This window comes from Ferribacterium limneticum (genome assembly GCF_020510585.1).
Classification (GTDB): Bacteria; Pseudomonadota; Gammaproteobacteria; order Burkholderiales; family Rhodocyclaceae; genus Azonexus.
Genome location: NZ_CP075190.1, coordinates 3,821,570 through 3,834,705, shown reverse-complemented (window position 1 = coordinate 3,834,705; position 13,136 = coordinate 3,821,570). Strand labels below are relative to the sequence as shown.

General features: G+C 63.1%; 13 protein-coding genes. 4 read left to right on the top strand and 9 right to left on the bottom strand.

The window, feature by feature from the left end; genetic code table 11:
• Positions 1 to 53 precede the first annotated feature (53 nt).
• From KI613_RS18325 to KI613_RS18305, 5 genes are all read right to left on the bottom strand, one after another.
• Positions 54 to 926 (bottom strand): 1,4-dihydroxy-2-naphthoate polyprenyltransferase, encoded by an 873-nt coding sequence (locus KI613_RS18325; RefSeq protein WP_226402125.1) that lies wholly within the window; start codon positions 924 to 926, stop codon positions 54 to 56.
• Between the two features lie 67 nt (positions 927 to 993).
• Entirely contained in the window at positions 994 to 2,139 is a 1,146-nt protein-coding gene (locus tag KI613_RS18320) for an FAD-dependent monooxygenase (protein WP_226402123.1), read from the bottom strand.
• On the bottom strand, positions 2,132 to 3,430 hold the full coding sequence (locus KI613_RS18315) for an aminopeptidase P N-terminal domain-containing protein (RefSeq protein WP_226402121.1): 1,299 nt from the start codon (positions 3,428 to 3,430) through the stop codon (positions 2,132 to 2,134). Before KI613_RS18315 ends, KI613_RS18320 begins: the two co-directional genes overlap by 8 nt.
• On the bottom strand, positions 3,427 to 4,110 hold the full coding sequence (murU, locus tag KI613_RS18310; protein WP_226402110.1) for an N-acetylmuramate alpha-1-phosphate uridylyltransferase MurU: 684 nt from the start codon (positions 4,108 to 4,110) through the stop codon (positions 3,427 to 3,429). The genes KI613_RS18315 and murU overlap by 4 nt, the downstream gene beginning before the upstream one ends.
• A complete protein-coding gene (locus KI613_RS18305; RefSeq protein WP_226402108.1) occupies positions 4,111 to 5,124 on the bottom strand; it encodes an aminoglycoside phosphotransferase family protein in 1,014 nt (337 codons plus the stop codon). It lies immediately after the preceding gene.
• A 100-nt stretch (positions 5,125 to 5,224) separates the two neighbouring features.
• On the opposite strand from KI613_RS18305, the gene KI613_RS18300 reads away from it, so the two are divergent.
• The 4 genes from KI613_RS18300 to rsmA are packed head-to-tail and all read left to right on the top strand — an operon-like array spanning position 5,225 to position 10,843.
• On the top strand, positions 5,225 to 7,771 hold the full coding sequence (locus KI613_RS18300; RefSeq protein ID WP_226402106.1) for an LPS-assembly protein LptD: 2,547 nt from the start codon (positions 5,225 to 5,227) through the stop codon (positions 7,769 to 7,771).
• Positions 7,768 to 9,087, top strand: a complete 1,320-nt coding sequence (locus tag KI613_RS18295) for a peptidylprolyl isomerase (RefSeq protein WP_226402104.1) — start codon at positions 7,768 to 7,770, stop codon at positions 9,085 to 9,087. Before KI613_RS18300 ends, KI613_RS18295 begins: the two co-directional genes overlap by 4 nt.
• Entirely contained in the window at positions 9,087 to 10,076 is a 990-nt protein-coding gene (pdxA, locus tag KI613_RS18290; RefSeq protein ID WP_226402102.1) for a 4-hydroxythreonine-4-phosphate dehydrogenase PdxA, read from the top strand. The genes KI613_RS18295 and pdxA overlap by 1 nt, the downstream gene beginning before the upstream one ends.
• Positions 10,073 to 10,843 carry a 16S rRNA (adenine(1518)-N(6)/adenine(1519)-N(6))-dimethyltransferase RsmA gene (rsmA, locus tag KI613_RS18285; RefSeq protein ID WP_226402100.1) on the top strand — a complete coding sequence of 257 codons (771 nt, stop codon included), beginning with the start codon at positions 10,073 to 10,075 and terminating at the stop codon, positions 10,841 to 10,843. The genes pdxA and rsmA overlap by 4 nt, the downstream gene beginning before the upstream one ends.
• Positions 10,844 to 10,951: 108 nt before the next feature.
• Here the strand turns inward: rsmA and KI613_RS18280 are convergent, their stop codons facing one another.
• The 4 genes from KI613_RS18280 to KI613_RS18265 all read right to left on the bottom strand — a co-directional run bounded on the left by KI613_RS18280 (position 10,952) and on the right by KI613_RS18265 (position 13,130).
• Positions 10,952 to 11,143 (bottom strand): YgaP family membrane protein, encoded by a 192-nt coding sequence (locus tag KI613_RS18280; protein WP_226402098.1) that lies wholly within the window; start codon positions 11,141 to 11,143, stop codon positions 10,952 to 10,954.
• A gap of 72 nt (positions 11,144 to 11,215) precedes the next feature.
• On the bottom strand, positions 11,216 to 11,884 hold the full coding sequence (locus KI613_RS18275; protein WP_226402096.1) for a Crp/Fnr family transcriptional regulator: 669 nt from the start codon (positions 11,882 to 11,884) through the stop codon (positions 11,216 to 11,218).
• A 2-nt stretch (positions 11,885 to 11,886) separates the two neighbouring features.
• On the bottom strand, positions 11,887 to 12,654 hold the full coding sequence (xth, locus tag KI613_RS18270) for an exodeoxyribonuclease III (RefSeq protein WP_226402094.1): 768 nt from the start codon (positions 12,652 to 12,654) through the stop codon (positions 11,887 to 11,889).
• The gene (locus KI613_RS18265; protein ID WP_226402092.1) at positions 12,651 to 13,130 is read right to left on the bottom strand and encodes a DUF4124 domain-containing protein; all 480 of its coding nucleotides are present in this window, start codon (positions 13,128 to 13,130) and stop codon (positions 12,651 to 12,653) included. The genes xth and KI613_RS18265 overlap by 4 nt, the downstream gene beginning before the upstream one ends.
• Positions 13,131 to 13,136 lie beyond the last annotated feature (6 nt).

Below are 13,136 nucleotides of genomic sequence, written 5' to 3'. Positions count from 1 at the left end.
TGGTGAATCTCGGGAAGCCGGGGATTTTACCTGAGTCGGCGCCTAAAAAATAGTCAAATTGTGAAGCTCAGGGTTAACAGCAAAGCAAAAATAAGTTGCAGCCCGGCGGTAGCCGCGAGGATGTTGTTGAACACCGGGCCGGGGGCTTCGTGGTGGAAGCGGCGGATCAGTTTGACGGCGAGCGGCAGCGACAGCAGCGGCAGGGCGCACGGCCAGCCGAGGCCGGCGAGCAGCGGCAGCAAGGCATAGGGCGCGAGCATTTCGGCGGCATAGAGGCGGCGCGTGAGGGGCCGGCCAAGGCGGACGGCGAGCGTGTGCTTGCCGCTTTGGGCGTCGCCGTCGAGGTCGCGGTAATTGTTGACGGTGATCACGGCGGCAGCGTGGAGGCCGACCAGCGCCGCGGCGAGCAATGTGGTGGACGTCAGCCCCAAGGTTTGCAGGTAGTAGCTGCCGCCGACGGCGACCAGGCCGAAGAAAATGAAGACGAACACTTCGCCGAGCGGGCCGTAGGCGATCGGTTTCGGGCCGCCGGTATAGGCCCAGCCGGCGGCCAGCGAGGCGAGGCCGATGGCGACGATGGGCCAGCCGCCGTGGGCGACCAGATAGATGCCGCACAGGAAGGCCAGGGCGAAGCTGAGCCAGGCGCCGGCCTTGACCTTGCCCGGCGTCAGCCAGCCTTCAGCGGTGGCGCGTTTGGGGCCGAGGCGGTCCGGCGTATCGGTACCGCGCAGGAAATCACCGACGTCATTGAACAGATTGGTGCCGATCTGGATGAAGGCGGCGCCGAACGCAGCGGCGAGCAGCGGTAGCCAGAGCAGCGTGGCGCTGTCGTGCCAGGCGATGGCCGTCCCGACGAGCACCGGCGAGAGTGAGACGGACAGCGTCTTCGGGCGGCAGGCGAGGAACCAGGCGGTGCTTTTTTTCATGCGGCGGTGGGCGGATGGGCGGAGCGGCACTGTAACCGATGCCCGGCATATCCGCCTTTAGGCTGGATCAAGGCCAGGCGCGGGCGCCCCAGATCATGCGCTTGGCGACGAAGTGGCGGGCCGGCGGGCAGATGTCGAGGGCGAGCAGGCCGAGGCCGCGGGCCAGTTTGAGCGGGCCGAAGTCGTTGGAGAAGGTGCGGACGATCTGGTCGGTGAAGAAGGCGCTACCGCGGCGGTCGAGGCGGCGGCTGGTGGCGTAGGTGGCCAGATTGCTACGGTCAACGCCGTTTTTGAGCAAAATTTCAGATAGCTGCCAGGCGTCGCGGATGCCGAGGTTGAAGCCCTGGCCGGAGACCGGGTGCAGGGTCTGCGCCGTGTTGCCGATCCACACTTCGTTGTCCTTGACCAGGGTGTCGCGCAGGCGCAGGGCGAGTGGGAAGCGGCTGCGCGGGCCGGGTTTGGCGAAGCGCATGCGCTGGCCGAACTGTTGTTGCAGGGCGGCCGTGAAGGCAGCGTCGTCCATGGCCATTACCGCATCGGCCTTGGCTGGTGGCAGGGTGAAGACGATGGAGTATTCGTCGCCAAGCGGCAGCAGGGCGAGCGGGCCGTCGGGGGTGAAGCGTTCCCAGGCGCGCTTGCCGTGGCCGGGCGTTGGGGTGACTTCGCAGATCACGGCGTGCTGGGCGTAGTCGCTCACCTTGACGGCCGGGTCGTCGCTTGGTGTGCCTTCGGCGTGGACCAGCAGCTTGGTCTGGATCGTGCGCAACTGGCCGGCGTGGCGCAGCGCGACGGTGACGTGTTCCTCGCCTGGTGTGATGTCGAGGATTTCGGCTTCTGACAGCACGGCGTCGGCGGTGAGATTGGCGGCCAGTGCACCGGTCAGATCGCGATAGCGGACGACGTAGCCGAGCGCGGGCAGGTCGTAGTCGGCGCGGTCGATCAGCGTTCGGCCGAAACCGTCTTTTTGCGAGACGTGGATGGTTTCGATCGGCGTCGCGGCGCGCGTCGGCCAACTGTTGATCTGTTCGAGCAACTGGCGGGCGCCGTGCGACAGGGCCAGGGCGCGCGGGTCGCTTTGCTGGTCTTGCAGCGGTCGACGGTCAATCAGCAGTGATTTCTGGCCGCCGGCGGCGAGCGCGAGGTGCAATGTCATGCCGACCGGGCCGGCGCCGATGATCAGGATGTCAACGTTTTCGACGACAGGCTCAGTCATGGCGCATGACTTCCTCGATCTCGGCGACCGTTTTCGGCGCCGTCGTGAAGACGTCGCAACCGGCTTCGGTAACCCGCACGTCATCTTCGATGCGGATGCCGATGCCGGCCAGCGCCGGCGGGATGTCGGCGCCGGGACGGATGTAGAGGCCGGGTTCGACGGTCAGCGTCATGCCGGGTACGAGTCTGGCCCATTCATCACCAACCTTGTATTCGCCGGCGTCATGTACGTCGAGGCCGAGCCAGTGGCCGGTTCGGTGCATGTAGAAACGCTTGTAGTCGCCTTTTTCGATCAGGTTGTCGAGGTCGCCGGTCAGCAGCTTGAGGTCGATCATCCCTTGGGTCAGGACGCGCACGGCGGCGTCGTGGCCTTCCATGAAATGGCGGCGGGGGGCGGTAGCTGCGATGGCGGCGGCCTGGGCGGCGAGGACGATTTCGTAAACATCCTTCTGTGCCGCATTGAAACGGCCATTGACCGGGAAGGTTCGGGTGATGTCGGCGGCGTAGCCGTCGACTTCGCAGCCGGCGTCGATGAGGACCAGCGTGTTGTCGTTGAGCACCTTGTCGTTGCTGACGTAGTGCAGCACGCAGGCGTTGGCGCCGCCGGCGACGATGGGCGTGTAGGCGTGGGCATCGGCGCCGCGCTTGCGGAATTCGTAGGTCAGCTCGGCTTCGAGTTCGTACTCGGCCATGCCGGGGTGGCAGGAGTGCATGGCGCGGGCGTGGCCGGAAGAGGCAATGTCCGCCGAGCGCTGCTGGATGCCGGCTTCGGCGCTGTCCTTGACCAGGCGCATGTTGTCGAGTTCGACCCGCAGGTCGTGAATGGCGCGCGGCGCCCGTTTGCCGGCCCGGGTCTGGGCACGGACTTCGTTGAGCGCCTTGGCGATGCGGGCGTCCCACTCGGCGTCGTGGCCAATGGCGTGCCACAGCGTGTCGCGGTCGACAAGGAATTCGGCCAGTTTCTTGTCGAGCTGCTCGATGGGATAGGCCGCATCGAAACCGAAGGCAACCTTGGCGGCCTTGGGGCCGTAGCGGTAGCCGTCCCAGATTTCGCGCTCTTCATGCTTTTCGCGGCAGAAGAGGATGGATTTCGGCCTCTTGCCGCCGATCAGTACAACCACCGCTTCCGGTTCCGGGAAGCCGGTCAGGTACCAGAAGTAGCTGTCGAAACGGTAAAGATGGTGGGCGTCGCGGTTGCGGATGACTTCCGGCGCCGTCGGCACGATGGCGACACCGTCGCCGATGGTTTTGAGCAGGCGCTTGCGGCGGGCGAGAAAGTGGGCGTGGCTCATGCGTTTTTGAGTTCCTGATCCAGTTCAGCAAGGCGTTGCGGTGTTCCTACATCGACCCAGCGGCCGGTAAAGCGTTCCCCGGTCAGCGTGCCGGCGGCAATGGCTGCGTCGAGCAGCGGGCGGAGTTTCATGATCGTGCGGGGTTGCACGTCGGCGAAGAAGGCTGGCGAAAAAACGCCGATGCCGGCGTAGGTGAAGGTTTGCTCACCATTGGCGTAAACGACGCGTTCGCCGTTCAGACTGAAGTCGCCGCCGGTGTGATGCGCCGGATTGGCGACCATGACCAGATGGGCGGCCGGTTGCCAGCCTTCCACGGTCAACCGGGAAAAACGGCCAAAATCGAAATCGCAATAAACATCGCCATTGACCACCAAAAACGGCTCGTTGCCGAGCAGCGGCAAGGCGGTGGCGATGCCGCCGGCGGTTTCCAGCGCGCCCGGCGGCTCGGGCGAATATTGAATATGCAGGCCCCACTGCGCACCATCGCCCAGCGTCTGCTCAATGAGCGAACCGAGGTGGGCGTGGTTGATGACGATTTCCCTGAACCCCGCCGCCGCCAGTCGCTCGAGATGCCAGACGATGAGCGGCTTGCCGCCGGCCACGAGGAGTGGCTTGGGCGTGTGGTCGGTGAGCGGCCGCATGCGTTCGCCGCGGCCGGCGGCGAGGATGAAGGCTTTCATTCAGCGCCGGTAGCCGATCTGCTCGGTGTTGCCTTCCAGCTTGTCGAGCAGGTTGAGCAGCGGCTTGAGCTGGACGTAGCGGTGGGCCGTTTTGCGGGCGTAGTTCATGAAGCGGGGCAGGTCTTCGCTGTATTTTTCCTTGCCGTCGCGGTATTTGAGGCGGCAGAATATGCCGAGCACCTTGAGGTGGCGCTGAAGGCCCATCAGTTCGTAGTCGCGCCAGAAGGCGCCGAAATCCTCGCGTACCGGCAGGCCGGCGGCGCGGGCTTTTTCCCAGTAGCGGACGACCCAGTCGATTTCCTGCTCTTCTTCCCAGGAAATGAAGGCGTCGCGGAAGAGCGAGACGACGTCGTAGGTAATCGGGCCGTAAACCGCGTCCTGGAAGTCGATGATCCCCGGCGTCAGGCGCTCGGCGCTTTCGACGACCATGAGGTTGCGCGGCATGAAGTCGCGGTGCACGAAAACCTTGGGCTGGTTCAGCGCGCTGTTGATCAGGAACTTGAAGGTCCGGTCGAGCATGGACTTTTCGCTGTCGTCCAGTTCGACGCCGAGGTGGCGGCCGATGAACCATTCCGGGAAAAGATCGAGCTCGCGGCGCAACAGGGTGGCATCGTAGGGCGGCAGGGTGGCGGCGGTCGAGGAACATTGCCATTTGACCAGCACGTCGAGGACCGGGCGCATCAGCATATCGGCCAGGCTGAGGTCGGCGTTCAGGGCTTCGAGGTAGCCAATGCGGCCAAGGTCGGTAAGGACCAAGAAACCGTTGTCGAGATCCTTGTCGAGGATGCGCGGCGCGGCGAGATCAGCCTTGGCAAGCAGGCCGGCGACGTGGATGAAGGGTTTGCAGTCTTCTTTTTCCGGTGGCGCGTCCATCAGAATGCGCGTCTGGCCGTCCGGCCAGGTCAGCCGGAAATAGCGGCGAAAGCTGGCATCGGCCGAGGCCGGCGTGATGTGGACGGACTGCTCGGGAAAGCGACTGGCAACCCAGTCTTTAACAAGTTGATCGCGCGGCATGGGTTCCATAAGCGGCTAGGGTTCGCTTCGTTGTAAAATGGCGCGATTTTAACACTCGGGCATCGGCCGTTCCGGTCCCGGACTTCCATAGATTGCCTTGATGCCCGGTTTTGCCCGCCGTCCGCTTGCTGTTTTTGTCTGCTGCCTGTTTGTCGGGGCGCAGGCCAGCCATGCCGCCGACGACGCGCTGCGCCTGCAGCTTTCGGGCGTCGGCTCGATGGCCGAGGCGCCGGAGGAGTCGCCCGAAGTCATGCTGCTGGCGGCTGCCGATGTGCCGCTGCGCCTCCGCCAGGAACGCCGCTTCAATGTGCAGGGCAAGAAGCGACAGGCGTCGACGCCGGTCGTGGTCGGTATCGAATTTCCGGCCGTGCTGAAGAAAGATGACGATTTCCCGCTCTTCGTCAGCGCCGAACAGATCGAAGGCCAGGCTGAAGAGCTGACGGTGGCCGAGGGCAATGTCGAACTGCGCAAGACGGGGTCGCTGATTCTCGCCGACCGTCTGACTTATCGCATGCTTGACGATGAGATCGAAGCCTTTGGCTCGGTGCGGGTCCTGCAGGACGGTGCCGAGATCGATACGCCGCATCTGAAGATGAAACTCGATGAGCAGATCGGCTCGGCCGAGGATGTGCGCTACCGCATTCTCAAGGAAACCCCGAGCCGTTTCTACAGCTCGACGCCGACTGTCATCACGGTCGCCGGCAGCAATGCCAATACCTCTGGCGCGCCGATGATGCTCAACGTGGCGAACAGCTACGGCCTGCCGACGCAGTCGCCGCCGCAGCGTCCGACGGAAGCGAACGGCCGGGCGGAACGCGTCGATTTCGAGGGTGAGAACCAGTTCACCTTCTTCTCGAATACCTTTTCGACGTGCAAGCCGGGGCAGGATGACTGGTATCTGCAAACTGCCGAAACGCATCTCGACTACGACAACAATGAAGGCACGGCCAAGCATGCCTCGCTGTGGTTTGGCGGTGTGCCGCTCTTCTATTCACCGATCGCCTCGTTTTCGTTGAACGGCCAGCGCCGCTCCGGCCTGCTGCACCCGCATTTTTCGACTTCGACGCGCAGTGGCCTCGATTTCACCCTGCCGTATTACTGGAACATCGCGCCGAACTACGATCTGACGCTGTTCCCTCGCTACATGAGCAAGCGCGGCACGCAACTGGGGATCGAGGCACGCTACCTCGACCACAATTTCCAGGGCACGACCCGGGCCGAATATCTGCCGAACGACGAATCGCAGAATCGCCAGCGCTACGGCTACCGGATCGAGCACGTGCACAATCTTGGCCGCGGGGTGACGGCGGCCATCAACTGGAACGGCGTTTCCGACGACTTCTACTGGCAGGACATGTCATCGCGCCTGTTGCAGACCTCCTTGACCCAGTTGCCCAAGCAGGTCTCGCTGAGCTATGCGCCGTCGCCCTGGCTGCAGAGCAGCATGCAGGTCCTGCGTTACCAGACCCTGCAGCTTGACCCGACGGTGCCCATCACCCGCCCGTACTTTCTCGAGCCGCAGCTCAACATCACCGGCTACCGGCCGAATGTGCTGCACACCGACCTCAGCATGATCGGCCAGTTCTCGCGCTTTACCCATGTCGATAGCACCAAGATCCAGGGCGACCGCCTCGTCTTCTATCCGCAGGTCTCAATGCCCTTCGTGCATCCGGCCTTCCAGATCACGCCCAAGGTCGGCCTGCACATGAGCCACTACGGGCTGAGCAATCAGGTCGTCGGTCAGGAGAGCAGCTTCAACCGCGTTCTGCCAACCTTCACGCTCGATTCGACGGTGATATTCGAGCGCGAGGGTGACTGGTTTGGCAACGGCTACATCCAGACGCTCGAGCCGCGCCTCTACTACGTCAATATTCCGTACAACGACCAGAGCCAGATTCCGCTCTTCGATACGGCGCTGTCCGACTTCAACTTCGCCCAGATTTTTTCCGAGAACCGTTACAGCGGCTACGACCGGATCAACGACGCCAACCAGCTGACCGCCGCCGTCACGACGCGCCTGCTCGACGGCGAAACCGGCGTCGAGCGTTTCAAGGCCATGCTTGGCCAGCGTCACTATTTCAAGCCGCAGCGCGTCGCCATCACCGGCGAAACCGTTCGCTCTTCCGACTTCTCCAATCTGGTCGCTGCGGTCAACGGTCTGGTTGCGCCGAAAACCTATACCGATGTGGCCTGGGAGTACAACTACCGCGACAACGTCAGCGAACGTTTCTCGGCCGGCGTTCGTTTCCAGCCGGAACTCGGCAAGGTGCTGTCGGCCAGTTATCGCTATACGCGCAATCAGCTGACCAATGATTCGACCGTCGACCAGATCGACGTCGCCGGCCAGTGGCCGATCTCCGCGAAGTGGTACGCCGTCGGCCGCTATAACTACTCCTTGCGTGACAAGAAGACCCTTGAGTCGATTGCCGGCGTAGAGTACAACGCCGGCTGCTGGGCCGTTCGCGTCGTCGGCCAGCGCCTGGCGGCGATTTCCGGCGCGCCTAACGACACGCTGTTTTTCCAGCTAGAACTCAACGATTTCGGTAGTATCGGCACCAATCCGATAGGCCTGCTCCGGCGCAGCATTCCGGGCTACGGCAAGATCAACGAGTTGCCCAATAGCAGCAGCCTGCTCACCTCCCCATGAAGACCATGACCACACTTATTCGCACCCTGCTTGTCCTCATCTGCTGCCTCGGCGGCCTGCTGGCGCATCCCGTGTCCGCCGCGCCGGAGGAGCCCATCGAAGCCGACCGCATCGTCGCCGTTGTCGGCGACGAGGTTGTCACCTATGTCGAGTTGCGGACCCGTCTCGCCGCCGCGCTCAAGCAGTTGCAGAAGCAGGGAACGCCGCTGCCGCCGCAGGATGTGCTGGAACGGCAGATGCTCGAGCGCCTGATCATGGAGCGCGTCCAGCTGCAATATGCCCGCGATTCAGGCATGAAGGTTGACGACAATCAGCTCGAGCAGGCGATTGGCCGCATTGCTGCCGGCAACAAGATGACGTTGCCGCAGTTCCGCGCTGCGCTGGAAAAGGACGGTGTGCAGTACGCACAGTTCCGCGAGGAAATCCGCAACGAGATAGTGACTGTTCGCCTGCGCGAACGCGAAGTGGAAAGCAAACTGGTTATTTCCGACGGCGAAATCGACAACTATCTGGCCAACCAGACAGCCGCTGGCAGCAGCGGCGAGGAGTATCAACTGGCCCACATCCTGTTGCGCGCACCGGAATCGGCCAGTCCCGAACAACTGCAAAAACTGCGTCTGCGCGGCGAGCAGGCCCTCAAGCGGGCGCAGGCCGGCGAAAACTTCGCCCAGTTGACCGCTGCTTTTTCCGATGCGCCGGATGCCTTGCAAGGCGGCGACCTCGGCTGGCGGGCGCTCGATCGCCTGCCGGCCTTGTACGCCGAAGCGGCCGGCCGGCTACAGTCCGGTCAGGTCAGCGAGTTGTTGCGTTCGTCGGCTGGCTTCCACATCGTCAAGCTGCTCAACAAACGCGGCGGCAGTGCCCCAGCCTCGGTGCAACAGACCCATGCCCGCCACATCCTGATCCGCATCAACGAAGTGGTCTCCGAAGCTGAAGCGCGGCGCAAGCTGGAAACCATTCGTGAACGCATCGTCAATGGCGTCGATTTTGCCGAGCAGGCCCGACTCAACTCGCAGGACGGTTCGGCCGCCAAGGGGGGCGATCTCGGCTGGCTCAATCCGGGCGATACGGTGCCGGAATTCGAGCGGGCGATGGATTCCCTGAAAATCAACGAACTCAGCCCGGTCGTCCAGTCGCCGTTCGGCATGCACCTGATCCAGGTCCAGGAACGCCGTGAGCGCGATGTCTCGGCTGAACGCCAGCGCGGCGTTGCCCGTCAGGCCCTGCGCGAGCGCAAGCTCGATGAAGCTTATCAGGACTGGCTGCGCCAGCTACGCGACCGCGCCTACGTCGAAAACCGACTCGAAGAAAAGTGATGTTGCCGGTCATAGCCGTGACCAGCGGCGAGCCGGCCGGCATCGGTCCGGAGCTCTGCCTGCGTCTGGCCGGCTATGCAGGCGATGCGCAGCCGGTCATTCTCGGCGACCGCAATCTGCTTGAAGCGCGGGCGGCGCAACTTGGTCTGAACGTCACCTTTCGTGATTTTTGCCCGAAAAATCCGGTTGACCGCGGGATTCTCGACGTCGTGCATATTCCGCTCGCCGTGCCCGCGCAGGCCGGCCAGCTCAATCCCGCCAACGGCCCCTACGTCCTGGCGCTGCTCGACCGTGCGCTGGCTGGTTGCCAATCCGGCGAGTTCGCCGCGATGGCGACGGCGCCGGTCCATAAAGGCGTCATCAACGACGCCGGCGTGCATTTCACCGGCCACACCGAATATCTTGCCGACAAGACCGCCACCCCGCTCGTTGTCATGATGCTGGCCGGCGATACCGAGCGCGGTCCGCTGCGCGTCGCGCTGGCTACCACGCATTTACCGCTCAAGGACGTCTCGGCGGCGATAACCGCCGATGTTCTGGAAAAAACACTGCGCATTCTGCACGCCGACCTGCGTGGCAAGTACGGTTTGGCCGCGCCGCGCATCCTCGTCGCCGGCCTCAACCCGCATGCCGGCGAGGGCGGTTATCTCGGCATGGAAGAAATCGAAGTCATCACGCCCGTGCTCGAAAAACTGCGTGCCGAAGGCATGCAACTCGCCGGTCCCTATCCGGCCGACACGATGTTCACGCCGCCCATCCTCGCCCAGGGCGACGCCGTGCTCGCCATGTATCACGACCAGGGGCTGACCGCGCTCAAATACGCCACTTTCGGCAAAGGCATCAACGTCACGCTCGGCCTGCCCATCATCCGCACCTCGGTCGACCACGGCACGGCGCTCGAACTGGCCGGCACCGGCAAGGCCGATCCGGGCAGCCTGTTCGAAGCGGTGGCTGAAGCAGCACGCATGGCAACAAGGAAACAATCATGAAGGGTCACGTCGCCCGCAAACGCTTCGGCCAGAACTTTCTGGTCGATCACGGCGTCATCAACGCCATCGTCTCGGCGATCAACCCGAAGCGCGACGACCTCGTTGTCGAAATCGGACCCGGTCTGGGGGCGATTACCGAGCCGCTGATGCAGCGTGTCGATCACCTGCATGTCGTCGAAATCGACCGTGACCTGATCGCCCGTCTGAAAAAACAGCACACGCCGGAACGCATGACCATCCACGAAGGCGACGCGCTGGCCTTCGACTTCGCCAGCATTGGCAAGAACCTGCGGCTGGTCGGCAACCTGCCCTACAACATCTCGACGCCGCTGCTTTTCCACCTCGCCGACTACGTCGACGTTCTTCACGACATGCATTTCATGCTGCAGAAGGAAGTCGTCGAGCGTATGGTGGCCGAGCCGGGCAACGCCGATTTCGGCCGCATGTCGGTCATGCTGCAATACCGTTTTTATCTGGAATGGCTGATCGATGTGCCGCCGGAAAGCTTCGACCCACCGCCCAAGGTACAGTCAGCCGTGGTTCGCCTGATCCCCAAGCCGGTTTCGGAACTCAATGCCAAAAGTCAGGAAAAGCTGTCGCAGGTCGTCCTGACCGCCTTCTCGCAACGCCGCAAGATGCTGCGCAATACGATGAAAGGCATGCTCAGTGACGCCGGATTCGCCGAACTCGGCATAGCGCCGACGCTGCGCCCGGAGGATGTTTCGGTCGAAGATTACGTGCGGATCGCCAACTACCTGTCGGCCTGAGCGTAGCCGGAATCCCACGGTCAACCGGGAAAAACGCCCAAAATTGAAATGTTCTGGCCCATGAAAAAACCCGCCGAAGCGGGTTTTTTCATGGAGCGTGAAACCGGATTACTTCTGCGCCGAGCAGGTCTTGATGCCGAGCAGCGTATAGGCCGGGCACCAGCCCATCAGGCCGGTGGCGAGGGGCACGACGCCGATGTAGCCCCAGACCGGCAGCAGGCCGGCAACAGTCGCGCCGATCAGGCCGGCACCTACAACGATGCGAAGGATTTTGTCGATACCGCCAACATTTGCAGCCATGGTGTGTTCTCCGTCAGGTTAGGTGTACGCCGCCAATGTAACGGCCAGGCCGGGTGTCGTATGTAACTTGAGTCACACAGCGGCGAGTTTTTGCAGGCCGGCGCGGTCGGTAACTGTCAACTGCTCACGGCCCAGCGTGACCAGCCCTTGCTCGGCAAACCCCTTGAGCAGGCGGCTGACGATTTCGCGGACACTTCCCAGTTCGTCGGCCAGTTGCTGGTGGGTGACGGCGAGCACGGTTTCGTTACGGGCCAGGATCAGTTTGGCCAGTCGCTGATCGAGGCGGGCAAAGGCGACTTCCTCGACGAGCTGCATGAGTTCGCCGATGCGGTCGGCGAACAGGTGAAAGACGAAATCGCGGAAGGGCGGATGTTCGACCATCAGCGCGGTGAAGGCTGCGACGGGCAGAGCGAGCAGGGTGAGTGGCGTCTCGGCGATGCCGCGGGCGTTGTAGTCGGTGTGGCCGAGCAGGCAGCTCGATGAAATGATGCACGAGCCGCCGGGCGCGACGCGGTAGAGCATCAGTTCGCGCCCGCTGGTCGCCAGCTTGATGACCTTGATGCTGCCTTCAAGCAGGAGCGGAAAGCCCTGGCAGGGCTGGTGTTCGGCAAAAACCTGGGTGCCGGCCGGCAGATGCATCAAGGCCTGTGGCGGGAGCAGCGCGGCGAGCCGGTCGGCTGGCAGGCCGCTCAGCGCCGGGTACAAATTCACCACTTTTTCCCGGTTGACCGTGGAATTCATGGTCAGCCGCCCACTTCGGCCCAGACCGGAGCGTGATCGGACGGCCGCTCAAGTTTGCGCGGCGCGCGGTCGATGCCGGCCGCCGTGCAGCTTTCGGCCAGCGGTTTCGAGAGCAGGATGTGGTCGATGCGCAGGCCCTGGTTTTTCTGGAAACCGAGCATCCGGTAATCCCACCACGAGAAGGTCTTTTCCGGCTGCTCGAAGAGCCGGAAGCTGTCGCTCAGGCCGAGGCCGATGATGCGCTGGAAGGCGGCACGTTCGGGCGGCGAAACGAGAATGCAGTCAGCCCAGCGTTTCGGGTCGTGCACATCGCGGTCGTCCGGCGCAATGTTGTAGTCGCCACACAGCGCCAGCTTCGGATACTTGGCCATTTCCTCGCCGAGCCAGACGGCAAGAGCGTCGAGCCAGCGCAGCTTGTAATCGTATTTGTCGCAGCCCACTTCCTGGCCGTTCGGCATGTAGGCACCGATGATGCGGGTGTCGCCGACCGTGCCGCTGATCAGGCGCTTCTGCTCGTCGGCGAAATGAGGATTGCCGAAGACGACATCGGCGATCGGTTCGCGGGCGAGCAGGGCGACCCCGTTGTAGGTCTTCTGCCCGGAGAAAGCGACGTGGTAACCCGCCGCCTCGATCTCGGCACGCGGAAAGTTGTGGTCTTCGAGCTTCAGCTCCTGCAGACACAGCGCATCGGGTTTGGCCGCGGCCAGCCAGTCGAGCAGGTGCGGCAGGCGGACCTTGAGCGAGTTTACGTTCCAGCTGGCGATCTTCACTTGCTCTCGCCGCTCACTGTCTTGGCTGTGCTCTTCGGGTAGCCGGCGAGGTCGAGCAGGTTGTTGTAGGCGCCAGCTTCAAAGCCGCGGAAATTTTGTTTGCCGACCTTGATCGACGGGATGAAGATGTCGCCGACCAGTTGTTTCAATTCCTCGAAGTCTTCGGGCTTTTGCAGCATTTTTTCGGTGAAGGGCGTGCCGCGCCCGGTCAGCAGGTCGCGCGCATTCTTGCACTCGGCGACGCAGTCGGCGGAGGTGTAGAGCGTGACCGGAAACGACTCCATTGCCCGTTTGGTGGCAAAGGACAGGCCATCGCTGGGTTCGGCTGTCGCACCGTTCTTGACGAAATTCTTTACCTTGCCCGAAGGCGGCGTGTCGGAAACAACTGTGCGGCCACCAGAGTCGGTCCACCGATAGGTGTCGCCTATGGCACAGGTGGCGGCGAGGAGCAGGCACAGCGTAAGCGGATAGCGCATGGTTTT

Excerpts from the sequence above, each read along its gene's own strand:
- KI613_RS18280 (WP_226402098.1), bottom strand. The coding sequence starts at position 11,143 with ATGGCTGCAAATGTTGGCGGTATCGACAAAATCCTTCGCATCGTTGTA.
- KI613_RS18265 (WP_226402092.1), bottom strand. The coding sequence starts at position 13,130 with ATGCGCTATCCGCTTACGCTGTGCCTGCTCCTCGCCGCCACCTGTGCC.
- KI613_RS18300 (WP_226402106.1), top strand. The coding sequence starts at position 5,225 with ATGCCCGGTTTTGCCCGCCGTCCGCTTGCTGTTTTTGTCTGCTGCCTG.
- KI613_RS18325 (WP_226402125.1), bottom strand. The coding sequence starts at position 926 with ATGAAAAAAAGCACCGCCTGGTTCCTCGCCTGCCGCCCGAAGACGCTG.
- KI613_RS18315 (WP_226402121.1), bottom strand. The coding sequence starts at position 3,430 with ATGAGCCACGCCCACTTTCTCGCCCGCCGCAAGCGCCTGCTCAAAACC.
- pdxA (WP_226402102.1), top strand. The coding sequence starts at position 9,087 with ATGTTGCCGGTCATAGCCGTGACCAGCGGCGAGCCGGCCGGCATCGGT.
- KI613_RS18295 (WP_226402104.1), top strand. The coding sequence starts at position 7,768 with ATGAAGACCATGACCACACTTATTCGCACCCTGCTTGTCCTCATCTGC.
- KI613_RS18275 (WP_226402096.1), bottom strand. The coding sequence starts at position 11,884 with ATGAATTCCACGGTCAACCGGGAAAAAGTGGTGAATTTGTACCCGGCG.
- murU (WP_226402110.1), bottom strand. The coding sequence starts at position 4,110 with ATGAAAGCCTTCATCCTCGCCGCCGGCCGCGGCGAACGCATGCGGCCG.
- KI613_RS18320 (WP_226402123.1), bottom strand. The coding sequence starts at position 2,139 with ATGACTGAGCCTGTCGTCGAAAACGTTGACATCCTGATCATCGGCGCC.
- KI613_RS18305 (WP_226402108.1), bottom strand. The coding sequence starts at position 5,124 with ATGCCGCGCGATCAACTTGTTAAAGACTGGGTTGCCAGTCGCTTTCCC.
- rsmA (WP_226402100.1), top strand. The coding sequence starts at position 10,073 with ATGAAGGGTCACGTCGCCCGCAAACGCTTCGGCCAGAACTTTCTGGTC.